Annotated in this window: 22 protein-coding genes; 13 read left to right on the top strand and 9 right to left on the bottom strand. The window is 50.7% G+C overall.

Annotated features, from left to right (window positions below):
* Positions 1–16: 16 nt before the first annotated feature.
* From AC6ESO_RS05560 to AC6ESO_RS05550, 3 genes are read right to left on the bottom strand one after another with little or no spacing between them, the layout of a single operon-like run.
* Positions 17–1,117, bottom strand: a complete 1,101-nt coding sequence (locus tag AC6ESO_RS05560; RefSeq protein ID WP_497090541.1) for a Ger(x)C family spore germination protein — start codon at positions 1,115–1,117, stop codon at positions 17–19.
* The gene (locus AC6ESO_RS05555) at positions 1,114–2,223 is read right to left on the bottom strand and encodes a GerAB/ArcD/ProY family transporter (protein WP_497090540.1); all 1,110 of its coding nucleotides are present in this window, start codon (positions 2,221–2,223) and stop codon (positions 1,114–1,116) included. The genes AC6ESO_RS05560 and AC6ESO_RS05555 overlap by 4 nt, the downstream gene beginning before the upstream one ends.
* A complete protein-coding gene (locus AC6ESO_RS05550) occupies positions 2,220–3,548 on the bottom strand; it encodes a spore germination protein (RefSeq protein WP_497090539.1) in 1,329 nt (442 codons plus the stop codon). Before AC6ESO_RS05550 ends, AC6ESO_RS05555 begins: the two co-directional genes overlap by 4 nt.
* 170 nt (positions 3,549–3,718) lie before the next feature.
* Here AC6ESO_RS05550 and AC6ESO_RS05545 point away from each other — a divergent pair, with 170 nt between their 5' ends.
* From AC6ESO_RS05545 to AC6ESO_RS05530, 4 genes are all read left to right on the top strand, one after another.
* Positions 3,719–4,471 carry a class I SAM-dependent methyltransferase gene (locus tag AC6ESO_RS05545; RefSeq protein ID WP_497090538.1) on the top strand — a complete coding sequence of 251 codons (753 nt, stop codon included), beginning with the start codon at positions 3,719–3,721 and terminating at the stop codon, positions 4,469–4,471.
* A 17-nt stretch (positions 4,472–4,488) separates the two neighbouring features.
* Positions 4,489–5,478 carry an MBL fold metallo-hydrolase gene (locus tag AC6ESO_RS05540; RefSeq protein WP_497090537.1) on the top strand — a complete coding sequence of 330 codons (990 nt, stop codon included), beginning with the start codon at positions 4,489–4,491 and terminating at the stop codon, positions 5,476–5,478.
* A 79-nt stretch (positions 5,479–5,557) separates the two neighbouring features.
* Complete coding sequence (locus AC6ESO_RS05535) at positions 5,558–6,874, top strand: CapA family protein (RefSeq protein WP_497090536.1); 1,317 nt, start codon at positions 5,558–5,560, stop codon at positions 6,872–6,874.
* Positions 6,875–6,876: 2 nt separating this feature from the next.
* A complete protein-coding gene (locus AC6ESO_RS05530; protein WP_497090535.1) occupies positions 6,877–7,614 on the top strand; it encodes a glycerophosphodiester phosphodiesterase in 738 nt (245 codons plus the stop codon).
* A 56-nt stretch (positions 7,615–7,670) separates the two neighbouring features.
* On the opposite strand, the gene AC6ESO_RS05525 is transcribed toward AC6ESO_RS05530, so the two are convergent.
* Positions 7,671–8,828, bottom strand: coding sequence for an HD domain-containing phosphohydrolase (locus AC6ESO_RS05525; RefSeq protein ID WP_497090534.1), 1,158 nt, complete (start codon positions 8,826–8,828; stop codon positions 7,671–7,673).
* Between the two features lie 124 nt (positions 8,829–8,952).
* Here AC6ESO_RS05525 and AC6ESO_RS05520 point away from each other — a divergent pair, with 124 nt between their 5' ends.
* The 6 genes from AC6ESO_RS05520 (at position 8,953) to ssuE (ending at position 16,310) form a co-directional block, all read left to right on the top strand.
* Positions 8,953–9,801 carry a DUF92 domain-containing protein gene (locus AC6ESO_RS05520; RefSeq protein WP_497091057.1) on the top strand — a complete coding sequence of 283 codons (849 nt, stop codon included), beginning with the start codon at positions 8,953–8,955 and terminating at the stop codon, positions 9,799–9,801.
* Positions 9,802–10,021: 220 nt separating this feature from the next.
* Complete coding sequence (locus tag AC6ESO_RS05515; RefSeq protein ID WP_494818551.1) at positions 10,022–10,744, top strand: ATP-binding cassette domain-containing protein; 723 nt, start codon at positions 10,022–10,024, stop codon at positions 10,742–10,744.
* Positions 10,722–11,768 (top strand): efflux RND transporter periplasmic adaptor subunit, encoded by a 1,047-nt coding sequence (locus tag AC6ESO_RS05510; RefSeq protein ID WP_497090533.1) that lies wholly within the window; start codon positions 10,722–10,724, stop codon positions 11,766–11,768. The genes AC6ESO_RS05515 and AC6ESO_RS05510 overlap by 23 nt, the downstream gene beginning before the upstream one ends.
* A gap of 32 nt (positions 11,769–11,800) precedes the next feature.
* Entirely contained in the window at positions 11,801–14,677 is a 2,877-nt protein-coding gene (locus AC6ESO_RS05505; RefSeq protein ID WP_497090532.1) for an ABC transporter permease, read from the top strand.
* 3 nt (positions 14,678–14,680) lie between these two features.
* Positions 14,681–15,565, top strand: a complete 885-nt coding sequence (locus tag AC6ESO_RS05500; RefSeq protein ID WP_497090531.1) for an ABC transporter ATP-binding protein — start codon at positions 14,681–14,683, stop codon at positions 15,563–15,565.
* Positions 15,566–15,749: 184 nt separating this feature from the next.
* Complete coding sequence (gene ssuE / locus AC6ESO_RS05495; RefSeq protein ID WP_497090530.1) at positions 15,750–16,310, top strand: NADPH-dependent FMN reductase; 561 nt, start codon at positions 15,750–15,752, stop codon at positions 16,308–16,310.
* Between the two features lie 71 nt (positions 16,311–16,381).
* Here ssuE and pepF read toward each other — a convergent pair whose 3' ends face one another.
* The 3 genes from pepF to AC6ESO_RS05480 form a co-directional block, all read right to left on the bottom strand.
* A complete protein-coding gene (gene pepF, locus AC6ESO_RS05490; protein WP_497090529.1) occupies positions 16,382–18,172 on the bottom strand; it encodes an oligoendopeptidase F in 1,791 nt (596 codons plus the stop codon).
* Between the two features lie 187 nt (positions 18,173–18,359).
* Positions 18,360–18,539 (bottom strand): hypothetical protein, encoded by a 180-nt coding sequence (locus AC6ESO_RS05485; protein WP_494818557.1) that lies wholly within the window; start codon positions 18,537–18,539, stop codon positions 18,360–18,362.
* Positions 18,540–18,635: 96 nt separating this feature from the next.
* On the bottom strand, positions 18,636–18,869 hold the full coding sequence (locus AC6ESO_RS05480) for a hypothetical protein (protein WP_494818558.1): 234 nt from the start codon (positions 18,867–18,869) through the stop codon (positions 18,636–18,638).
* Positions 18,870–19,069: 200 nt separating this feature from the next.
* On the opposite strand from AC6ESO_RS05480, the gene AC6ESO_RS05475 reads away from it, so the two are divergent.
* The 3 genes from AC6ESO_RS05475 (at position 19,070) to AC6ESO_RS05465 (ending at position 21,230) form a co-directional block, all read left to right on the top strand.
* Positions 19,070–20,014 carry a methylenetetrahydrofolate reductase gene (locus AC6ESO_RS05475; protein ID WP_497090528.1) on the top strand — a complete coding sequence of 315 codons (945 nt, stop codon included), beginning with the start codon at positions 19,070–19,072 and terminating at the stop codon, positions 20,012–20,014.
* 120 nt (positions 20,015–20,134) lie between these two features.
* Entirely contained in the window at positions 20,135–20,332 is a 198-nt protein-coding gene (locus AC6ESO_RS05470) for a cold shock domain-containing protein (RefSeq protein ID WP_090981718.1), read from the top strand.
* 172 nt (positions 20,333–20,504) lie between these two features.
* Positions 20,505–21,230 carry a YebC/PmpR family DNA-binding transcriptional regulator gene (locus AC6ESO_RS05465; protein WP_494818560.1) on the top strand — a complete coding sequence of 242 codons (726 nt, stop codon included), beginning with the start codon at positions 20,505–20,507 and terminating at the stop codon, positions 21,228–21,230.
* A 59-nt stretch (positions 21,231–21,289) separates the two neighbouring features.
* Here the strand turns inward: AC6ESO_RS05465 and AC6ESO_RS05460 are convergent, their stop codons facing one another.
* Together AC6ESO_RS05460 and AC6ESO_RS05455 are read right to left on the bottom strand one after the other, a co-directional pair.
* Positions 21,290–22,504, bottom strand: coding sequence for an MFS transporter (locus AC6ESO_RS05460; protein ID WP_497090527.1), 1,215 nt, complete (start codon positions 22,502–22,504; stop codon positions 21,290–21,292).
* 7 nt (positions 22,505–22,511) lie between these two features.
* The gene (locus AC6ESO_RS05455) at positions 22,512–23,840 is read right to left on the bottom strand and encodes a multi antimicrobial extrusion protein MatE (RefSeq protein WP_497090526.1); all 1,329 of its coding nucleotides are present in this window, start codon (positions 23,838–23,840) and stop codon (positions 22,512–22,514) included.
* Positions 23,841–23,951 lie beyond the last annotated feature (111 nt).

Below are 23,951 nucleotides of genomic sequence, written 5' to 3'. Positions count from 1 at the left end.
GAGTGGCCTTTAACGATTAGCGGGTTAAACCTGAGCCTTCAATGGCAACATCCGCTTGAACCTCGAATTTCAAAGTGGGATAAATAGACTCCCACTCTTTCCACGTCCTTGGCGAGCCTGCATGTGTCGCGCGATACCGAAGTCCAAATCCGAACGGATCTACGCCTGCTTTCTGTACTTTCTCAAGCAGGCGCTTGGCTTCATCGGCCACCTGTGTATTGAAGGCTTGCTCAAGCTCCTTCCAATCCTGATCATAAATACCGCCGGGTGCTTCCTCGAATATACCGCCAATTTTCAGCTTCATCTTCAGCAAGTAACCATCCCGCTCCTTGACGATTCTGTAGTCAGAATTGATTCTCTCGATAGAGATTACCAGCGTTTCACCTTTAATCTTGGCCGCTACCGTCGATTTCTTATAATGATTACGGATTTGGTTATACATTTCCGTTTCGCTAGGGTTAAGCGTCAAGACGAGCTTATGCTTATCGAGCAGTCCCAGCTTCGCTACGACGTACCCATTCTTCTCTTGCCGCATAATCGGCATGATGGGATCCATTCCTCGTTCATCGACGCGCCTCATGAAGTCAAACATAAAAACACTGACAATGTAGGAGGACTGGGTGCCGTCTTTTCCGAATAACAGGAAGATCGTATTGCCCGGAAAACGCTCAGCAGGCGGATTGACATTAAGAATGGTCTTCGCGTCAGGCTTGCCGATGGCCATATACGCGATGTTCGACACGTCACGACGCCGGGATATCCATCGAAGAGTTGATGTATAATCCGATTTCACCAGCCCTTCTCCCAGCAGATAGAGCTTGCAGTGTCCAAAATCCAGTTCTTTATCCACATGAGACTTCAATAAACGAAGAGCTTCAGCAATGGTGGAGGCTTGAATCGTTTCCACTTGCGTTTGGGCTGCTCCGGGTTCTACCTTCGGCGATGGAATGGCGAGTCGGAGCGTGATTTTGAAGCCTTTCTTGCCTTCGTCAGGAGAGTCAATACCCATCGCGATAACGAAAAACCGTTTGTCGATATCTTTGAAGCCGCACCCTCCCACCAGCACGGTGATAAGCACGATCAGGATAAGTTTTACTGCTATACGTTGTACCTTCATGTTTTCATCTTCTTTCGGCGTGCGATCAAACTTAGAGTAACCAGGAACAGAACTGTCGCCGTTTCGGAAAATAACCGAATCATCAGCCAGCCTCTTGTAATGTACAAGCTCTGTTTTTCATTAAAGATGTAGAAGGATAACATCGTTAAGGCTGCAAAAATCGATACAATCACGTAATTCGAGGCATCCGTGCGCGATGGGTCAATAGTCGGCTTTGCTTTGGGCAAACAGCTCTTAATCATCTCCATGGCAATGTGCCAGCCCGTCGTCGTATAAAGGAGCGTTAGGTTTAGATACAATAATAGAAACAAGAAGATGACTCGTTCGATGAACCCATAGCCAAGCACCATGGAATCCGAGGTTACCGTCCAAACGTACAAATACGAGCCAACCGCTTCTGTTCCGTGAAAGCCGATTGGAACGAAGAAGGAGAGAAATAGAATCAAAGTGCAGATGATTGGCAGCGCCCAGCGGAAGCGAAATCTGAAATTCGGCGGGTTAAGCCGATTGAATATGGCATAGTTGGTATACCCCGCAAATACAAAGGTCGCAGCTGCAAAAGGTTCAATCTTTGGCGGGACACGCCAATATTGAGCGACGGTTCGAATGGCATCCCAGTCCAGAAAAGGATTGGTTGACGCTTTAAACAAAATGAAAAACACAATCGGGAGATTGATGATTAAGGTCATTTCCATAATCAGAGCGACGGTTAGGGTAGAACGTGTCGAAGTGTATATGCATGCCCCGACAAGAATTAACAGCACGAGCAGGGAGCTTGTATCCGGGTTGAAAAAACGATTAATGAGCACCGCATAAGCGATAATGGCGATACCGGCAGCTAAATACCACATCACTGATAAGAGTATCAATATCGGGACAGTGATATATTTTGGGAAGAACAGCGCCAATATTTCCGGAATTCCCTTGCCCGGGAAGGTTCTCATGACATGGGTAAAGATTAGCGCCAAGAAGCTGCCGAAGAAAGCAGCGCAAATCATGGAGGAAACCGAACCCGTATAACGGTCGTTAAGGAGCATATATGGAACAAACAGCATGAGATTCAGGATGCTGACGAGAATGATATTGTAATAATAGTAACGAATCATTCATTATTCACCTGCCCAATGTCGCCGCTTTGCGAAGCAGATTTGTTCATGATGCGGAAGTAAGGTTTTCCGAAGCTCCGCATGTCAGCCAAATAAACCAAATAACAGAACAACCCAATGGTAACCCCGGATATACCGAAGAAAATCGCTGGGATAATAAGCGGGTATTTCAGAAACCGGATCGACCCTGACATATTGTTGACGGGGATGACGAAATTTGAGATCGCGACAACGGAGGTCACGATAATCATAATGCTGCTGACGAGTCCGGCCTGCTGCGCGGCTTGTCCCAGAATGAGACCGCCAACGGTTGTCGCCGTCGAACCGATATATTTGGGCAGCCTGACGCTCGCTTCAATGAGCGCTTCAATCATAAACAACATGATGAACACTTCGATAAAAGAAGGATAAGGCACAGCAGATCGGCTGCCTGCGATGGAGAAGGTTAATTGGACGCGAAAGAGCTCCGGATTATAGGAGACGATAGCCACGTATAGCGCTGGCAATGCGACAGTAAGGATAACCGCCAAATACCGGAGAGCCAGCAGGCAGCGTGTCATCCAGAACGAATCATAGTGATCATCCACAGCATTCATAAAGTCAAAGAAGGTAGCGGGTAAAATAAGCGCAAACATCGAGCCTTGGATGAGCAGGACGATTTTGCCCCCTTGAATGCCTGTACATACCCGGTCAGGACGCTCTGTAAGCATCATGGTCGGAAATAACCGATACCGATCGCCGAGCGCTCGGGCTAATTCCCCGGTCGCCGAAATCATGGGCAAAGAAACCCGGTCCAGCTTCTCTCTAACCGAAGTGACGATGGTGGGATCTACACGCCGTTTATCAAAAATCAGCAGGACACGGGTCTTGGACATGGTGCCGACTGTGCGTTCCTCCACGGCGAGCTCCGGGCTGGGATAGCGGCTGCGAATGATATTGACCGAGTCTATCAAATCTTCGCTTAACGCGATTTGCGGCCCGGTAATGACCGTTTCGACCATCGTTTGCGGATTTTCATTCCGGATAATACGCGCTGCATCAAGCTGATAGATGTTTCCGTTTATTTGCAGCAGCACAAAGCCGTGTAGAATCGTATCTGCCCATTTGGCCGGGTCGTCAAGGCGCTTAAAGACGGGATTGGTTAAAACCAGCTGATCAAAGGGATGCTCCTGCTTCGTAAATGGGACAAGAATGAAATCACTGACTTTACTTTCATCGCAAAGCGTCGCGATATAAGCGATTTCGATCGAAAGCGTATCATTCTGCAAGCGATTCATCGTTAAGTCGCGCGACTCCGCAAACAGCGTGTTGATTCGATTCAGCATGATGGCTTCCCCTTCCTGGAATATGTGCAACCGGAAATATAACAACTTGGCATAGTATGGATAATTAGGATGAAAATTATGCCGCTGCAACTGTGTTTTGCCAGAATAGCGGAGGGTGAAGTACAATAAGAGTCATAAAAAAAGAGATCGTGTTGAGAGGGGAAGCGCGTATGACGAATTGGTATGAGCGCAGTTTCGGCTCTGATTATATGGTTGTGTATCGGCACCGCAATTGGGAGCAGGCGGCGCGTGAAGTGGAAACCATGGCAGGGTGGCTGGAGCTTGCGCCCGGTGCCTCCGTACTCGATATCGGATGCGGAATGGGACGGCATGCTCTTGCCTTAGCGCAGCTGGGCTACAATGTCACCGGCATTGACTTGTCGGAATCCTTGCTTCAGAAAGCGCGCGAATGCAATGAGCACGGCCATATTCATGCACTCATCCAAGGCGATATGAGAGAGCTGCCGTTCGCGGACAACAGCTTTGATGCGACCGTTAATTTGTTCACGTCCTTCGGTTATTTCGATATCGAATCGGACAACCAGCGTGTCATCCGAGAGATTCGCAGAGTGCTGAAGCCGCAAGGGACTTTCTTGATCGATTTCATGAACCCGTCCTATGTAGCTGCTAATCTGGTGCCGCATTCCGAGCGTGCCGATGAAGAGACAGGGCTGCACATTAGCGAACAGCGGGCCATAGCGGACGGCTGGGTGTTGAAGCAAATACATATCACTTCACAAGAGGGGGCCGAGGCTTCCCGATGTTATGAGGAGCGGGTTCGTTTGTTCCCATTGTCTTGGTTTGAACAAGCACTCCGGGAAGCGGGATTGGTGCTGGAGCAACGTTATGGGGATTATGAAGGAAGACCGTACGATGAGAAACATTCACCGCGGATGATTATGAAAGGCAGGGCGTTATCGTGAGCGAAGGGGCAAAATCGATGGTGACACCGTGGCAAGGCGGAATTGTACAGGTTAAAGTTCCGCTGCCGTTCTCGCTGAGGTGGGTGAACAGCTATTTGATCCCAGACACCGCAGGTTACACGCTGATTGACCCGGGATTACATACGGAAGCGGCGGTTCAGGCTTGGTCCGACGCATTGCTTGAGCTATCGATTCCTTTCGAGGCGATTCATACTATCATTCTGACGCATCAGCATCCAGACCATTACGGATTGGCAGGGTGGTTCCAAGCGCGGACCGGTGCTCCTGTTTATATTTCTGAGCTCTCGTATGCCTATACGCAGCGCTTATGGGGAGCCGACCTTGGTGCGGAATTTGCTGCCTCGCTGACGAAGCTGTACGCCGAGCAGGGAATGCCGGAATCCGTCGTAGCGGAAATTACGCCGCATCTGGAAAGCTTCATAGAGAGAGTTACGCCGCAGCCGAACGTTACCTTTCTGAAAGCAGGCCGGACGATGACAATTGGCGGTTCAGAGTGGCAAATGATCGACTGCCCGGGACATGCGCGGGGCCAGCTGTGTTTCTATGAGCCGCTTCAGAAATGGATGTTATGCGGCGATCAAGTGCTGCCGGATATTACGCCGAACATCAGCGTCGTACCGGGTGAAAACCATGATCAGCTGCAGCAGTTTCTGGATAGCCTGGAGGCGCTGAAGGGGTATGAGGTTGAGCTAGCTTTTCCGGGACATCGGGATCCCTTCGCGAACTTCAGCGAACGGATTGTTCAACTGGCGGCCCACCATGGACGGAGGCTGCTCCAAATTCGCGAGCTGATTCAAGCGGAGCCGATGACGGGTTATACGCTTTGCATGCGGCTCTTCGGCGAACGGATTGCCGGCAATACACATAATTTGAGGTTTGCGATGTCAGAGACGCTGGCCCATTTATTCCACTTGGAGCGCCAAGGATTTGTTACCGGAACGAAGCAAAATGATCAGCTGTATTATTCGGTGAAGCCGGATTCTTAAATGAAAAAGCTTCCAATAGCGTTTGGAATATGGTGTATAATGAATGGGTCACCGTTTGAAGAAAAGGAGCTCACCTACTATGCCTATATCCCGCTCTGAATCTCGTCAACATGCGAAACAACAACGTTCCCGCAGAATGAAACGCCTGTTTGCGATTAACCTTATCCTCCTGCTGATTATCGGTACACTTGCGGTCGTTTATGTCGTGCAGCGGCAGAATGGCAATGAGAAGCTGAATACGGAGGCTAATGAGCCAAATGCGCCTGCCGGCAGCAATAACGCTGCGGCTGACAATCCGTCTGCGGATGATTCGAATACGACTACAGATACGCCGGAGACGGATGATCCGTCATCGGGTACCGAAGGACATACCATCTTTGAGCCGATTGATGATCAACCCACGGCCGATAATGAAGCGGCAGTAGGCGGCGCAGGTTCCGCAGAGGCCGGAGGTCAAGTGAATTTATCGTTCACGGGTGACGTTTTACTGGCTGCTTCCGTTGAGAAGCTGATGCTTCAGAACGGCTATGACTACCCTTATGCGAAAGTATTGCATGAATTGAAAACGCCGGACCTAATGGCGGTCAATTTGGAGACGCCCGTTACATTGCGCGGTACGCCTGCCGAGAATAAACAATATGTCTACAAGTCTTCGCCGGACGCACTGCCAGCCTTGAAGGCAGCCGGAATCGATGTTGTCAATTTAGCCAACAATCATACGCTGGACCAAGGTGAAGAAGGACTGCTCGATACGATCGACCATCTCGATGAAGCCGGCATTCCGAATATGGGTGCCGGACGGGATGAACTGGAAGCGTTCAAGCCCGTACTGCTGGAAGCTAAAGGGATCAGTATTGCTTATCTGGGATTAACGCGAGTCGTACCTGTCGGTTCCTGGAAGGCTACGAAGGATCATGCCGGCCTAGCGGAAACCTATGACTCTACTCGCGCGGTTGCGGCCATTAAGCAGGCTAAGAAGCAAGCCGATATTGTCGTGATCATGGTGCACTGGGGAATCGAACGCGAAGATTTACCAAATAACGATCAGAAAAGATTAGCGCATGAATATATTGATGCAGGGGCGGATTTAGTCATCGGCAGTCATCCCCATGTTCTTCAGGGCTTTGAATCGTACAAAGGGAAATGGATTGCATACAGCTTAGGCAATTTTATATTCAGTGGCATGACGCCGGATAAAACGAAAGACACCGGAGTCCTTAATGCAGCTTGTAATGTGAAAGGCGATTGCTCGTTGAACTTTAATCCGATGCGTGCGGTGCAGTCACAGCCAGCGCCTCTGGCAGGCGAAGAGGGAGCGGCACTGCTCAAGCGCTTATCGGGAATTTCCTTCCATGCAACTGTGGATAAGGCAGGGAACATTCAGCCGAAGGAGTGAGGATGATGTTGAATCCGTGTGTTGCCCACCGCGGAGCTTCAGGACTTGCGCCGGAGAATACGATGGCCGCTTTTCGGGAGGCGCTTAGTTTTCCGTTCGTGCAGTGGATCGAGCTCGATGTGCAGGTATCAAAGGACGGCATCCCCGTTGTGATCCACGACGACTCCCTTAGACGGACGGCGAGGGTTGCAGGGCGTGTTCATGAATTTACGGCGGAGCAGCTTGGCAAGATGGACGCTGGCAGCTGGTTCGATAAGTCTTACGCAGGTGAAGGTATTCCAACGCTTCAGCAGGTGGTAGACGCAACGGTCGGCCGCTGCAGGCTAAACGTGGAGCTCAAAACTTACGGAGGCCGCTATCCCGGCATGGAGAAGAAGGTTGTTGAGCTGCTGTACAAGAACGGACTGCAGCATGATGCCGTCATCACCTCCTTTGACCGTGAGGCGCTGCGAACGGTGCGTGAGCTGACCAAAGAAGTCCGGACCGGACTTATCCTGGACGCGTCACCTTGGACGCTGACAGCGGATTTGGAGCGCTTAGGCGCGAATTTCTTATCCGTCGGCTATACGCGAGTGTCGGAGCAGCTTCTAGCTTCTATGCGGGCTGCGCGAGTTGATGTCATGGCCTGGACCGTGAACGATGCGCCCATGATCAAACGACTCGCCGCGCTCGACAGCGCGTTAATGATTTGTACGAATTACCCGGATCGTTTTGCGCAGGCGAAGAATGAAAGCCTATAACGAAAATGGTGGTGCAGAGTCAGGTCTCTGCACCACCATTTATTTTGCCATAAAGGTTATAAGTCGCGGAACCGATCTCGAATATCCAGAATCGCAGGGAGCTGCTCCATCAGGATATCTACTAACTTCGGGTCGAAATGGTTACCGCGTTCCTCTTGGAATAACTGCAGAATCCGTTCCAGCTCCCAAGCCTTCTTGTACACACGGTCGCTGCCCAGCGCGTCGAATACGTCTGCTATGGCCGTAATCCGTCCGTACAGGTGAATCTCTTCGCCGCTAAGTCCTCTTGGGTACCCTTTGCCGTTCCATTTCTCATGATGCTGATAGGCGACGATTGCCGCAGTTTTGAGCAGCTCGCGGCTAGACGCTTTGAGCAAATTGTAGCCGATATCGGTGTGCAGCTTCATCTGGTCGAACTCTTCCTCGGTCAGTTTACCGGGCTTGAGCAGGACGGAGTCGGGAATGGCTACCTTGCCGATATCATGCATAGGTGAAACCATCTTGAGCAATTCGGCTTCTTCTGCCGATAACCCGTACCCGATTGCGAGTATGTAGGAATATTCAGCTACCCGTTTCACGTGGTTGCCGGTTTCTTTGGAACGGCTTTCGCCGATCTCGCCCATTACGGTTATGATTTCGCGCTGCGTTGCGACGATCTCCTCGTGGAGGATGACCGATTCAAGCGATTTGCCTGCGTAGGAGGCGGCCAGCTTCAAATGTTCAAGGTCACGCTGCGTAAAGGCGGCTTGCGGCGTCAGCTTGTTAATGGCTTGATAAGCGCCGATTATCGTTCCGTCATTGCCTACGAATGGCACCGTGATGACCGACTTGGTGCGATAGCCGGTCCGCCGGTCGTTCTCGTCATTATGACGATGATCGTTGTAGGCGTCGTCGATTAATAAATATTCGCCGGTTTCGATGGAATGGCCGACAAAGCCGGTGCCGAGCGGAATTCGGATTTCATTGACGCCATGGGCAATGGTTGTGAACAGCTCTTCACGGGCATGATCGATGAGCCACACCGTGCACCGGTCTGCCAAAATCATCTCGCGGCCCATGTTGGCCATGAGTAGGAGCACGCTCTTTAGGTTTCGCTCTCCTCCGATTTTGGCGGTATAATCAAATATGATACGAAGCAGCTCTTCCGGCGTCCGTTCGTTTGCGGTGTCAGCGTGTGGGAGAATTTCATCATGACGTTTATGACGATCATACATATGCAATCGAACGCTCCTTAATTGACAAAAAAGTATATTCTTCGACACTATGAATTCAACATAACTTTAACGAATCCTGCTTAAGCATATGTAAAAAATGGGAGTATGGGGCGTGAACGAAACGATGAGTGAGATTTGGAGTTCGGACATAAGCCGGCTGGTAGCCGGAATAATTGGAAGCGGCGTTATCGCACTAGCCGCCTATCGGCTTCGCTCCTTATCGGGCAGCGGGACTGTTTCGGCTGCCATTATGGGGACAGGCTATGTGGCTCTAGGCGGGCCGCTCTGGTTCGGCACGCTGCTGGCCTTCTTCTTGTCTTCTTCGCTATGGTCCAAATGGAAGCGAAGACATGCTGCCAAGCAGGCCGCCGAGGCGAAATACGCCAAGAGCGGACGCCGTGATGCCGCTCAGGTGTGGGCCAATGGCGGCCTCGGGCTGCTGCTGTGCGCCGGGCATGCGCTATGGCCAGCGGCAGCCTGGGTGTACGCATTCGTCGGCGTCATGGCCGCCGTGAACGCGGATACCTGGGCCACGGAGATCGGCGCGCTCAGCCGCCGCGCTCCGCGTGCCCTGCTTAGCGGGCGCCGCGTTGCGCCAGGCACAAGCGGCGGGGTCACGCCGCTTGGCAGCTTCGCCGCGCTCGCCGGCGCCGCTTTCATCGGCGCAGCCGCGGCGCTGCTGCACGCTGCGCCGCCAGCGCCTGCGGGCGTCGCGCCGGGCGCGCTGCTCGCCGCCGCGGCTTGCGCCGGCACGGCCGGCGCCTTCGCCGATTCGCTGCTCGGCGCGACCGTGCAAGTGATGTATCGCTGCCAAGTATGCGGCAGCGAAACCGAACGCGCCGAGCACTGCGGCAGCCATAACGCCGTGCAGCGAATCCGCGGCTTCGCCGGGATGACCAATGACGCGGTGAATTTCGCGTCCTCGGCGCTGGCCGGCTTGCTGGCGTTAATCATTGGCTGCGCCTTTTCCTAGAATCTCCCTGAATCGAAAGCATTCAATTAAGACTATCCCTATGGATGTCAACGCGTTATAATCAACCTAATGTTCACGTTTTTGGATGCAATTGTGCATAAATCTAATGGTTTCTCGGGTTGACAGCCTAGGTATCGCCTAGTATCCTAACTCTAATAGAAAATTTTTACAGAAGTAAATGTAAACGAATTCATAGATTCGGGAAGGAGAATGGCCGCACGTGAAGATTCATACGGCGGAATCGCCGATTGCCAGCAACCTTCCGCTGCTCCAAGCGGATAATGTGAAACGCGTATTCGGCCGCGGTGACAATTCTGTAACCGCTGTCAAGAATATCAATCTGACGATCAACAAGGGCTCGATGATTGCGCTTAAAGGCCGTTCCGGCTCCGGCAAGACGACGCTGCTGAATTTACTAGCAGCGCTGGATCAGCCGACAGAAGGCGACGTTTATTTTAACGGTCAAATCATTTCCCGATTGCCGGAGAAGCAGCGCAGCACATGGCGCAGAACGAATTTGGGCCTGGTGTTCCAAGCCTTCGGCCTCATCCCGCTTATGTCCGCGTACGAGAATGTGGAGTTCGGCCTGCGCATCGCGGGCAGCGATTCGAAGCTGCATAAGGAGCGCGCCGAGCAAGCGCTGGAATGGGTAGGTATGAAGTCTCGCATGAAGCACCGCCCGCCCGAGCTCTCGGGGGGAGAACAGCAGCGCGTTGCGATCGCCAGAGCGATTGCGCATAGACCCGTCCTGCTGCTGGCGGACGAGCCTACAGCCGAGCTGGATAGCCGGATGGGGCTGCAGGTGATTAAAGTGTTCCGTGATCTTGTTGAGAACCTGGGCATGACCGTCGTCATGACGACGCATGATCCCGGGATTATGGAAATCGTCGATCATGTTATTGCATTGGAGGATGGAGAGATTGTCTCAGAACCTAACGCGTAAACATCGCCGCAGATTGTTCGTCAAGGAGGCTGCTGCAGTTATGGTTGTGGCCTCGCTGCTTTCCGGCTGTTCGCTTCTGCCGCAGAAGCAAGTCGTCCTGCAGCCGCCGCTTGTGCAGCCTGCTGCGGAGAAGGTAGATGCTATCGAAGTGAAGAAGGCGACCATTGAGCGGAGCTTCTCGGGCGCGGCTGTAGTCGCATCGAGCAAGAATGTACCGCTCTTCTATAAGGAAAGCGGCAGGCTGAAGGAGCTCCACGTGAAGCTGGGCGATGCAGTGAAAGCAGGACAGCTGGTAGCTGAGCTGGACATGGGCGATTTGGACCTACGTGTGAAGCTGCAGAAGCTGAGTCTGGAACGTGCTCAAATTGAGTATTTCCGAGTGAAGCAGAGCGGTGTGACCGGCAATGATCTGCGGATGAAGGAGATCGATTTGGAGCGGGAGCAGCTGATGCTTAATTCGATGAACGAGCAGTTTGAGTCCGCCAAGCTAACGACACCGATCAGTGGAATCGTATCTTATTTGGATACGAAGTCGCCGGGCGATGGACTGAACGGCTATACGCCGCTTGTTACGGTTGCGGACCCTACACAGCTGTATCTGATCTACACGGCTGAGGATGCGAAGCAAATTGCCGGCGTACAACGCGACATGGCTGTCCAGATCAAGGTGGGCGATAAGAAGTTTGACGGCAAAGTGCTGCAATCTCCTTCGGATGCGCCGATTACGTTAAACAAGGAAATCGATGATCGCAACACGAGGCTGCTTTATATTGCCATCAACAAACCGGACAAGACCTTCGAGCTCGGCAGAACGGCCGATATTCATATCGTGCTTGAGAAACGTGACGATGTCGTAGTCATTCCGCGCAGCGGCCTGCGTACCTACTTGGGACGTACCTACGTGCAGGCGCTCGACGGCGACCGCCGCAAAGAGATCGACGTTCAGCCGGGGATTATGACCTCAACGGATGTCGAGATCGTCAAGGGATTAGATCCGGGAATGAAAGTGATTCTGAATAACTAATTTCAGCTCATGAGAAGAGAAGAGGTGAACCAATGGCAATCTGGACGATGATTTTTCGTAAAATGGCGAAGAATCGTTGGCTGCAGCTTAACTTATGGTTTGGGCTTACGATCTGCGTAGCGCTGTTCAGCTCCATGCCGCTATACTCGCATGCGATTTTGCAGCGCACGTTATATAAAGAGCTTCAACAGCTTCAGAAGGATCAGAACGTCTATCCGGGCTCGCTAAGAGCCTCTACTTCGGTTTCCGGCACAAGAACCTTTGACGAAATCAGAAGTCTCATTGGCAAAGCGGATCGGTATATGTACAATGCACCGCAGCGCCTTGGACTGGATTCGCAGTCGTATATCATGTCGAGGGCGACACAATCGTTCAAGATTTTACCAGTGGATGCCTCCGAGCGCGAGAAGAAAGAAATGAGCGTGACGGGAAGCCTTCGCACCGTCTCGGATATCGAGAAGCGGGTGCATCTGCTTGACGGACGGATGCCGGATGCGAACCGCAGCGATGGTGTCTATGAAGCGCTTGTCACGCAGAAGTTTATTATCGATCTCAAGCGTGATCTCGATCATGAGTTCGTTTATACGAATAAGGATACCGGTCAGCAGCTGCACATTATTCCGGTAGGGATCGTGGAGTCGAAGCAGGACAATGCGTACGACCAGTTCAATGTGGAATCGTATAATACATCCTTCTATATTCCCTTTAAGCAATTCAACCATGATTTTATTGAGAATCAAGGCTTGTTGAAAATATCGGTGCTCTCCTGGCAGTATTCGCTTAACTATGAGCAGATGAATATCGACCATATCGATACGTATTTGGGTCAATTTACAGCCATGAACAACTACTTCAACATGCGACTTGGCATTTCGTCGGTAGATATGCCGGCTAAGAATCCGATCGCTACGTATACGGTGAAGAAAGACAAGCTGGACATTATGCTCTGGTCTTTATATTCACCGGTAATGTTCATGCTTGCATTCTACTTGTATATGGCAGCTAATCTGATTATCGATCGTCAGAAGACTGAGATATCCGTATTGCGCAGCCGCGGTGCAAGCCGTATGCAAATTATGCTCGTGTTTCTGGTCGAAAGCCTGCTGCTTGGTATATTAGCCCTTGCGGTCGGTCCATTCATAGGCGTTTATTTCACCAAAATTTTAGGTGCTTCAAGCGGGTTCCTGGAGTTCGTGCAGCGCTCCTCGCTGGATGTCGTGCTCAATAGCACATCGTATAAAATTGCCGGTGCTGCCGTTATCGGCTCGATCATTCTCATTCTGGTTCCGGCATTCTTGGCTACGCGGATTTCAATTGTAGGTCATAAACAGCAGATGGCGCGCTCCAACAAGATGTCTTTCTGGCACAAAACAGGCATAGACATTGTTTTACTTGGGATTGCGATCTATATGCTTTATGGTTTTAACAAGCGGATGGCCGATTTGAAGGCGCTCGCACTGGACCCGAATGCGATCCAAGTGGATCCGCTGCTGTTCTTCATGCCGGCGCTGTTCAGCTTGGGGACGGGACTCTTCATTCTTCGCATCTATCCGTGGCTGATTAAGCTGGTGTTCTGGATCGGCCGAAGATGGTGGACGCCTGCGCTGTATTCCACATTGCTGCAGATCAGCCGTTCTTCATCGCAATATTTAACGATTAAGGTGTTCCTGATTATGACTGTGGCAATGGGGCTCTTCAGCGCCAATGCGGCACGTACAATCAACGGGAATATGGAAGATAAGATTCAGTACACGACAGGCTCGGATATTCAATTGTCCGTGCATTGGGATAATGACAAGCCGCCTCCGGCGCCGGCAGGCATGCCGGCCATGGTCAATGCGGATGACGCAGGAGCGGTTCAAGCTCCGAAGGTTGTTACGTATACGGAGCCTTCGTTCATTACGATGACCGAGCTTGCCGGCGTGGATACTGCAGCGCGGGTATTCCGCAAGGATGATGCCAATTTCTCCGCTAACGGGCAGAATGGCGGTACATCCCTATACGGGATCGATACGTTTGAGTTCGGCAAAGTAGCTTGGATGCGCGGCGGACTGCTGGAGTATCCGATCAACAGCTACTTGAACCTGATTGCGAGTAACCCGAAGGCGGTGCTCATCTCGAGATCCATTGCTGACAAGTTCAAGGTGAAGGCAGGTGACCCGATCTCAGCCAAATGGGCAGGGCTCGACAGTGCGAACTTCATCGTTTACGGCATTATCGATTATTGGCCGGGATGGAATCCGCTGCCGCAGTCCGGCAACCAGGATGATCCGAATGTAAGGCTGCCGAATTTGATTGTCGGCCATCTGTCGTATATTCAGAACCATCTTGCCCTTGAACCGTACGAAGTATGGATTAAGCTGAAAGAAGGCGCAACGAGCTCGGTCATATACGCAGACCTGGAGAAGAAAGAAATACCGGTGGAGAAGCTTGTGGATGCCAATCAGCTGCTGATTCGCTCGAAGAACGATCCGTTCCGACTGGCGATTAACGGTGTGATGACGCTCGGCTTTGTCATATCGATGATGATCAGCTTCTTCGGTTTCCTATTGTTCTGGGTGCTTACGTTATCGGGCAGGACGCTGCAATTCGGTATTTTACGAGCGATGGGGATCTCGTTTATGCAGATTATCGGCATGCTGCTAAGCGAGCAGCTGTTAACTTCAGCGGCAGCAATCCTATTCGGGGTACTGATCGGAAATGCGGTGAGCAATCAGTTCGTTCCGCTGTTCCAGCTGTCCTTCAACGCTTCGGATCAAGTGCCGCCATTTGAGATTGTCCGTCAGCTAAGCGATTATGTGCAATTGTACAGCGTCGTAGGCGTTATGCTGACAATTGGGCTAGCCGTGCTCGGCATTCGGGTTTCGCGTATGAAAATTACGCAAGCGCTGAAGCTTGGGGAGGAATAAGACATGATTCATTGCGACGGGCTTGTCAAAATTTATAAGACGGATGACTTGGAGGTCGTAGCTCTGCAAGGACTGGACCTTCATGTCGAAGCCGGTGAGCTGATGGCGATTATCGGCAACAGCGGAAGCGGTAAATCGACGCTGCTGAACATGCTGGGAGGGCTTGATCGCCCTTCTGCCGGTAAGCTGCTTGTAGACGGTAAGGATTTGCTTAAATTTACGGAACGCGATCTGGTCAAATACAAACGGGAAACGGTTGGGTTCGTATGGCAGAGCAACGCGCGCAACCTCATTCCGTATTTGACTGCACTGGAGAACGTGGAGCTGCCGATTCTGCTGAAAGGCCGAGGTAAACGGCTGCGGGCGCTCGAGCTGCTGGAGGCGGTTGGGTTAAGCCACCGCATTAAGAACCGGCTGAGCGAGCTCTCCGGCGGTGAGCAGCAGCGGGTAGCCATCGCGATTGCGCTTGCGAACGAGCCGAAGCTGCTGCTAGCGGATGAACCAACCGGCTCACTCGACACGCGCATGTCCAATCAAATTCTGGACTTGTTCCGGGAACTGAACAGCACAATGGGCATTACGATCGTTATCGTTACGCATGATCCGCTGTTAGCGCGTAAGGTTGACCGCGTTGTAGCGATCCGCGACGGCAAAACATCTTCGGAGATCATTAGACGGCAATCGTATGCGGAGGAGCTTGCTGCTCTTGCAAACGGCAGCATCTTCGATTCCGAAGAGAGCCATGTGGAGTATGCCGTTATCGACAAAGCAGGACGTCTCCAGATACCTGCTTCGTATTTGCAGGCGGAAGAATTCAAAGAGAAGAATAAAGTGCGGGTGGAGATGGAAGAGGGAAGAATTATTTTGTACCCGCCCGAAGCGAAATAAATGGAACAAACGAAATAAAGGGTTCAATCCGGGAAGACTGCCTCTAACTAGGGGCAAGTCTCCCGGATTATTTTTATACTATTCACAGTTTACATATCGGAATTCTGTTAGTATACTAATTCCATAAGATGGATTGCCTGTGCAAGCAAGTTAAATATAGCGTAAAACGGGAGTGTGAGCTGAAATGCCAAAGGTAGTTATAATTTCAGGAAGTCCGAATCCGATTTCTCGTTTGAACGGTTTGACCGATTACGCGGAAGCTAAACTTCTGGGGCTTGGATGGGAAGTGAGCACACTGCATGTGGCTTCGCTTCCGGCAGAGGATCTCATATTGGCTCGTTGGGACAGCTCAGCCATTAAAGATGCGAATAAGCAGATTGCAGATGCGGATGCTGTGATCGTAGCAAGTCCGGTGTACAAAGCCTCCTTCACCGGCGTGCTTAAGACTTATCTGGATTTGCTGCCGCAGACCGGTCTGGAAGGGAAAGTTGTGCTGCCCTTGTTCATTGGCGGAACGATTGCTCATTTGCTCACGATTGATTATGCGCTTAAACCGGTGCTTTCGGCGCTGTATGCGCGTCATGTCTCCGCCGGCGTTTATGCAGTAGATTCACAAATTAAGAAGACGGAAGCAGGCGGACTGCAGCTGGATGAGGAGCTCCTACAACGCCTCGAAGGCGCGGTGTCTTCGTTCGCCGAAGCGACCGAATTGTTTGCCTCGCTGCGGACGCCGTCCCAGCCGTAAGTACCGCGCAACGAGAAAGAGCAGCCCGGTTGGGCTGCTCTTTCTCGTTATCGGGCTATTCGCAACAGAGCTTAAGAAGTCAGCTGCTCCATTTGCTCGATTAATTGTTCGAACACGCTCATCGCTTGCTCGATCGGTTCCGGAGTCGACATATCGACGCCGGCTTTCTTCAAAATATTGATGGAGTAATCGCTGCCGCCGCTCTTCAGGAAGCCAAGGTAACGCTCAACCGCCGGAGCGCCTTCCTCGAGAATCTGCTTGGAGAAGCTGGTTGCGGCGGAGAAGCCCGTTGCGTATTTGTACACATAGAAGCTGGTGTAGAAATGCGGGATACGAGCCCATTCCATCTCGATGTCTTTATCAATGACCATGCCTTCGCCATAGTAAAGCTTGTTCAGGTCGTAGTAGATTTTGCTGAACTCCTGCGGCGTTAAGGAATCGCCTTCCTCGGCACGCTCGTGAATGATTTTCTCGAATTCAGCGAACATCGTCTGACGGAATACCGTTGTGCGGAACTGGTCGGCGTAGTAAGTCAGCAGGTACATTTTTTCTTTCGGATCGGTCGACTTCTTCAGCATGTAATCCATGAGCAGCGCTTCATTGAGCGTTGAGGCCACTTCGGCCAAGAAGATCGTGTATTGCGCGTCACGGTAATCCTGATTGTTGTCGGAATAATAGGAATGAAGCGCATGGCCCATCTCGTGCGTCAAGGTGAACATGCTGTTCAGGTTGTCCTTGTGGTTGAGCAGCACGTAAGGATGTGTGCCGTAAGCGCCCCAGCTATAAGCGCCGCTGCGTTTGCCTTCGTTCTCGTATACGTCGATCCAGCCTTTATCGAATCCATCCTGCAGCACCGACAAATAATCGCTGCCCAGCGGCTTCAAGCTTTCGCTGACGGTTTTCTTCGCATCCTCGAAGGTGATGTCCATTTTGAACTCGTCAACAAGCGGTGCGAACAAGTCGTACATATGGAGCTCATCAACCTTCAGCAGCTTCTTGCGCAGCTCCATATAGCGGTGCATGAGCGGAAGATACTTATGAATGGTACCGATGAGATTCGTATACACTTCTTTCGGAATGTTGTCTCCATAGAGCGACATTTCGAGCGTAGAAGGGTACTTGCGAGCGCGGGAATAGAACAAGTTCTTCGTTACATTCGCACTAAGCGTCGAAGCGAGCGTGTTTTTGAGTTTGCCGTACGTGTCGTACATCGCTTTAAAAGCACCTTCGCGCACTTCACGGTTCTTGCTCTCAAGAAACTGTATGTAACGGCCATGGGACAATTCCACTTCTTCGCCATTCTCGTCTTTCACTTTCGGGAATTTCAAGTCGGCGTTGTTCAGCATGCTGAAGATAGTGCCAGGTGCTTGGCTAATGTTGCCGACCTGAGCGAGCAGTGCTTCTTCGGATTTGGAGAGTACATGGGCCTTCTGACGGCTCATCTCTTCTAACGTATGGCGGTACTTTGCGAGATCGGCATTATTAATCATGCTTTGAAGTGCTTCATCGGAGAGACTTAGCACCTCAGGGGTAATGAAGGAGAGCGCTTCGCCTGTTTCGACGCTCAGCTTCTTCGATTTGTCGGAGAGTGCTTGGAAGCCCGGCTCTGCCGTGTCCTCATGATGCTTCATGTTTGCATACACATAGAGTCGCTCTACTTTGAGCGAAAGCTCGTCCTCAAGCTCGAAGCAAGCTTTGAGCTGCGCAGGGTCAGCTAATTTGCCTTGATAAGCTTCTACTTTCTTCATCTGCTCTTTCGCTTGTGCATATTCCTTGTCCCATGCGGATTGATCCGCGAAAATGTCCTCCAGCTGCCAGCGGTGCTCAGCTGGGGTTTCGGAGCGTTTTGGTACTTGGTTCATGGGAACCCTCCTCGCATGATGGTTGGTAGATGTGGCGGAATCAGCAGAATGGGGTGCTTCACGCTGCAGGACGTTAGCTTGACCGGTTTGCAGCAGTGAGAGCGATAATAGAATCGGCAGCCATTTCACGCTAGAAGTCACGCTCCCTGAAAGGTTGTGACTCTAGTTTGGCCCGGCAGTCGATTCCTTATGTCCCCATCGTTGTCAAATTGTACACGATCAGGAAAAAGGCAAATGCAATAAATACGATCGCTGCGATGGCAAGTCCTCTGCGCATGCTGGCCGGAATATTATTCCGCTGCATGATGATGACGATTCCAAGTGAAAAAGCGGCAATGATGAATATAATCGTAGATGTCTTATCCACTTATATGTAGCTCCCCTCCGCACAACCTATGCAGGTTGGTACATGGTTATGTTCGATAAACAGGATGAATTTTCCTCCTGCTTGCGAGTCTGGATTTTAGACGGATCTGAAGGCTTCCATAATGGCTTCGAGTTCTTCTTCGCGGCCCGCGAAATCGGATGGACGGAAACGGTTCTCAGCCCAATGCAGCATTTCCGGGCGGCTTACGAACGTATGGCATTCTTCGCCCCATTGATCGTTGATCTCGCGAACAATCAGTGTTTTGCCTTGTACTTCAACATTCAGCATATTGTATTTATCTGTTTTATAAATTTGAACCTTTTTAAACATAAGGACCATCCCTCTCTGTAAATAGCTTGATGCTTCATACAATGATAGCCATAAAATAGGGTAGAAATCAAATATTTCGTGGTCGCATGCTGTCAAATTCAGCGGCTTTCGGGGGAGAAAAGGATAAACGGATTTCGTTCGCGAATTACTATGAGATCGAAGCACATCTTGTGAATTATATAGTCGAAGGAAGTGGAGAAGTGGATAGCTTGCTTAGAGAACGAATTCTCAGAAAAGAACCGGGCATCATTACATATGGCATGACACCGCCTAAGGAATCGCATCCGCCGGATAAAATCGCCGAAATTGCGCAGAAGCAAATGGAGCGGCTGGCTGGATTACAAATAGATGGCTTAATCTTGTACGATGTTCAGGAGGAGAGCGATCGAATCGATCAGGATCGGCCGTTTCCGTTTCTGCGGACAGTTGATCCCACGTTATACAGCAATGAGTATTTGCAGCAATTAGCGGTTCCCAAAATCATTTATCGCTGCGTAGGCAACTATTCTGCGAATCAGTTCTCGGAATGGCTGCAGGCGGAATCGGATCAAGATCGCTTCTCGGTATATGTGGGAGCCTCTTCAAGCAAGCAGGCAACGAGTATGCGTCTTCCGGAGGCTTATAACTTAAGTCAGCGGATGGATCCAAACTTAACCTTCGGCGGTGTCGTTATACCGGAAAGACATACGATGAAGAACGATGAGCATCTCCGGGTGGTCCAGAAAATGAACAGCGGCTGCCAATTCTTCATCTCGCAGGCCACGTACAATATTGAAGCGACTAAGAATTTCCTGTCGGATTATTATTATTACTGCAGAGATCAGGAAATCGACATGGTTCCGATCCTGATTAATCTTGCGCCTTGCGGATCGCCGAAGACGCTGGAATTTATGAAATGGCTTGGCATCAGCATTCCGAAATGGCTGGAGAATGATTTGAAGCATTCCAATGACATATTAGATAAATCCGTTATGCTCTCACACCGCATGTTTGAAGAAATCTTCGATTTCGGATTGGAGAAAGGGATTCCGCTCGGCTGCAGTGTAGAAAGTGTGTCGACGAGAAAAGTGGAAATCGATGCTTCCGTGGCCCTTCTGAATGAAATCAGAGCGACCATCGCGAAGAAACTGGTCAAGCAACTATAGTTTCCTCTACCACAACCTGTCCTTTTTGTCAATGTTTAATTGCAAATAACTGCCATCGAGTGTATAATAAAGCAAGTCGCCCGGTTTTACGGTCGCGCTCATTTTTAGGAGGTTGTTCATTTGAAAGGAACAGTTAAATGGTTTAACGCAGAAAAAGGCTATGGTTTCATTCAAGTAGAGAATGGCGAGGACGTGTTCGTTCATTATTCCGCAATTCAAGGCGAAGGCTTCAAGTCGCTGGATGAAGGTCAATCCGTAGAGTTCGATATTACACAAGGCAATCGCGGGCCGCAGGCGGCAAACGTTACCAAACTGTAAGCTATGCAGCTTCCACCGGGAAGCTTCTCATAAGGAAATGCTATAGATAAACCCGACATTTCGATGTTGGGTTTTTTTTATTTGTTTGCGGGCCTTTGACCGCAACATGGACAAGATGATAAACTGATGATTGGAATTTATATTACCTCTGCTAAGGAGCGAATAAGAGCTTATGAAATTCAAATTGTTTAAGGACCGTAAAGGGAAGGCCGATCAGGCTAAAAATAATAAATTCGTTAAGCTCGCAAGAGAGCTTTACGTTCATGCACGCAAAGGCGGCCCGAATCCGGAGTCGAACTTTGCCCTGAAGAATACAATTGCGGCAGCCCGTGCCGAGCAAATGCCGACAGACAGCATTGAACGTGCTATCAAAAAGGCTGCGGGAGCCAACGATAACGTAGAGTATGAAGAAATCATGTATGAAGGCTACGGCCCGGGCGGCACTGCGATCATGGTCCGCTGTTTGACGGACAACCGCAACCGTACGGCTGCCGATGTTCGCTCGATCTTCAATAAACGCGGCGGTAACATGGGTGAGAGTGGCTGCGTATCCTATATGTTCGATCAGAAGGGACTGCTCGTCATTAACCGGGAAGAGCTGGACACGGATGAGGATACGATGATGATGCAGGCGCTCGAAGGCGGAGCCGAGGATGTTATCGTCAATGAGGAAAGCTTTGAAGTCATCACGCATCCGCACGAGTTCGAAGCTGTTAAGACTGAGCTCGAGAAGCTCGGACATAAGTTTGAATCAGCAAGCGTTCAATGGCTGCCGCAAAACACGGTTGCAGCTGAAGGCGAAAATGCTGAGAAGCTGCAGAAGATGATGGATGCTTTCGAGGATAACGAGGATGTACAAGACGTTTACGTCAATTTCGAACTGTCGGACGAAGAATAGATTTCAATACAAAGCCCCATTGCAGCTTGGCTGCGATGGGGCTTATTTTTTGGAAACAATTAAGCATCTCGGTCAATGTAATGTTTTGCGAGGAATGCAACAGCTGCGACCAGTGCAAGCGCCATGGCCAGGTGGAAGAAAGCCGGCCTGCCGAACTGCTCGAAGATTGCGCCGCCGGCCGTCCCGCTTATTGCACCGGCAAAGCCGCTCCAGACGATCGCATAAACGGCCTGCCCGGAGGAGCGGAACTCATCCGGGATAATCGATGATAAATAACGCAGCGCCGTAACCATGTAAATGCCGAATGTAATGCTGTGCATCGCCTGGATCGGAATAATCCAGATCGGCTCTGAAATTTCGCTGATGAGCCAGAATCGCAGCGCGTACATCAGACTGGCGATGGCCAGCAGGGGAAGCTCTTTGAATTTATGGCCGTACTTGCCGAGCAGGAAGAGGACAGGGATTTCGCTGATGGCCGAAATCATCCACGCAATGCCGACAAGGGAGTTATCCGCACCCATTTCCCGCATCGTCACGGCTAGGAACCCTTCATACATCCGATGCGCTATGGAAACGACGAGAACGATGGCGAAATAGCTTAGTATGCTGGGCTTGCGAATGAGTTTAAGAAATCCGCCAAATTCGATTTTTCGCTTCGTTCCCTGATAATCTTTAAGGGTAAAGGAGAGCAGCAGGGCAAGCGTGATCGAACCTACAGCCAGTGGAATTGTCGCCGCAGTTCCTGTTACTTTGAGCAGCTGTCCGACTAGAAAAGCCGAGAACGCAAAGCCCAGCGAACCGAACACTCGAATGAGCGCGTAGGGCTTAGACGTAAACTGGCTGGATAACAGAATCAGGCTATCACTGAGCGGATTGACCGGTGTCTGAAAGAAATAGAAAGCCAGCATAATGAAACAGACAATGACGAAGGCATCTGTCGTAAATAGCAGCGAAACCATGACAAGCTGTCCGAACATGAGAAGCGACATTATTTTCTTAATGGTACGATAACGATCGCTTGCAGTGCCGAAGATGATGTTTGCAAAGATCGAAACGAACGGGCCGATTGAATAGATAATGCCGATTTGACCTGCCGTATACCCGCGATCCATGAAGTATAGCGGGAAGTAGGAGACAACAAGGGCTTGCGTGGTGTAGATAATGTACATAAAGAATCGAAGCATGAACACTTCCCGCGACACCGAGCCCGCCTTGGAAACGGCTTGCTCATTATCGGCGGAAGAGCTGTTTAGGTTTGAACGTATTGAGCCCAAGATGAATTCACTCCAAATCTGTTGCTTGCCTGGACATCGTTTTGTCCGCATGTCCGACTCGCCTGATCGCAACAGCAATGAACAGACATTCTGCTGCTGCCCCAATCGATTGTGCCCATGCTCCGATTGACCCATTCCAGCCGGGTGTGAATAGGATGCACAGGACTGAGGTTGATACCGTGAACAATAGATTCACGGATTGTGATCCTAAGATGATGCGTGTCTGTCCGCGCACCATAATGAGGCCATTGCCGACATCCAGCCAAGGCAGCGCCAGAGCGAGAAGAATGAAGGGCTGCATGGCACGGATCGTTTCCGACTTCAGCTTTCCTTCAACGCCCATGACATGGCCGACGATGAATTCACCTGCCGGCGTGAATGCGAGGAGCGTGACGAGCAGCGTCGGGATGAAACCAAGCAGCAGCGTGAATTTACGGACGGCTTTCGGATCGATTTTATAGAAGTTAAGTACGATTTGATGGAAATAAGTAAAGAAGCTTAAGGTGAGCTGCACGAGACTAGCTGCAAGCGCGAAGGAGGCAATGGACAATGCCGCGTCGCTCGTCTTGCCAAGCAGGATATTAATAGAAGGCCCGATCCAAACTGCAATTAACGTGGAGAGCAGCAGCGGGCGGTAGAAGGAGAATACTTGCCTGAAATTCTGAACGGCATGTTTCTCTGCTTTCTCCGGCATTTGTTTGACCAACGAAGAGCCTTCCAAATAGCTTACCAATGCTTCGATCATCATCCCCGCTAGGAAAATCACAGCGCCAACCGTACCGCTTGTAACCCCTTTATTCATATAATACAAGGAAATGCCGTACATCCCGACCAGACGCAGCGCCATGCCGATCGTTAACCACTTGGTGCGTAAATTATAAATAATGACACCATGATATAAACAGCGGATGCCTGAGAAAATACTGACGAACATGAGAATTTGATAGACATCGAGAATATGCGGAACGAGTTCATCATCCGCTCCGAATAATCCTCCGAATATCCAGGTGCCAAGCGGCGAGTAGCAAATCATCATCCCGAGTACCAGAATGGATGCGAATACAAGCTGGCCGACCAGCAGCATCGCGCGGAAGGATTGCTTATCGCGCACCAGTGCCGAGCATGTCTGGCGAAGCAAGACGGCGGGTCTTTCCGTAATAATCAGCAGACTCATCGCGATTGCATAACTGGCGATGACGACTTTCTGATTGGCTGCATGTGCCAGTGTACTATTGATAATGACATGTGAAATAGTTACGAGAGAGGCTGAAATTCCTAGCGGCAAAAAAAAACGCCATAGCTGTCTCATCGACACGGAGCCTGGCTGTTTCCCCATAGTTCGTTCTCCTTGCAAGCGATATGTACCCAAGTATAGCATATGGCGAACAAGTTTTCGCGCTGGATTTGTACTCTATGAAATGGTACATTATTTGATGGAGGTTTTGAG

This window comes from Paenibacillus rhizoryzae, assembly GCF_059686995.1.
The sequence above is the reverse complement of the archived record's forward strand: the minus strand, read 5'-3'. Positions and strand labels throughout refer to the sequence as shown.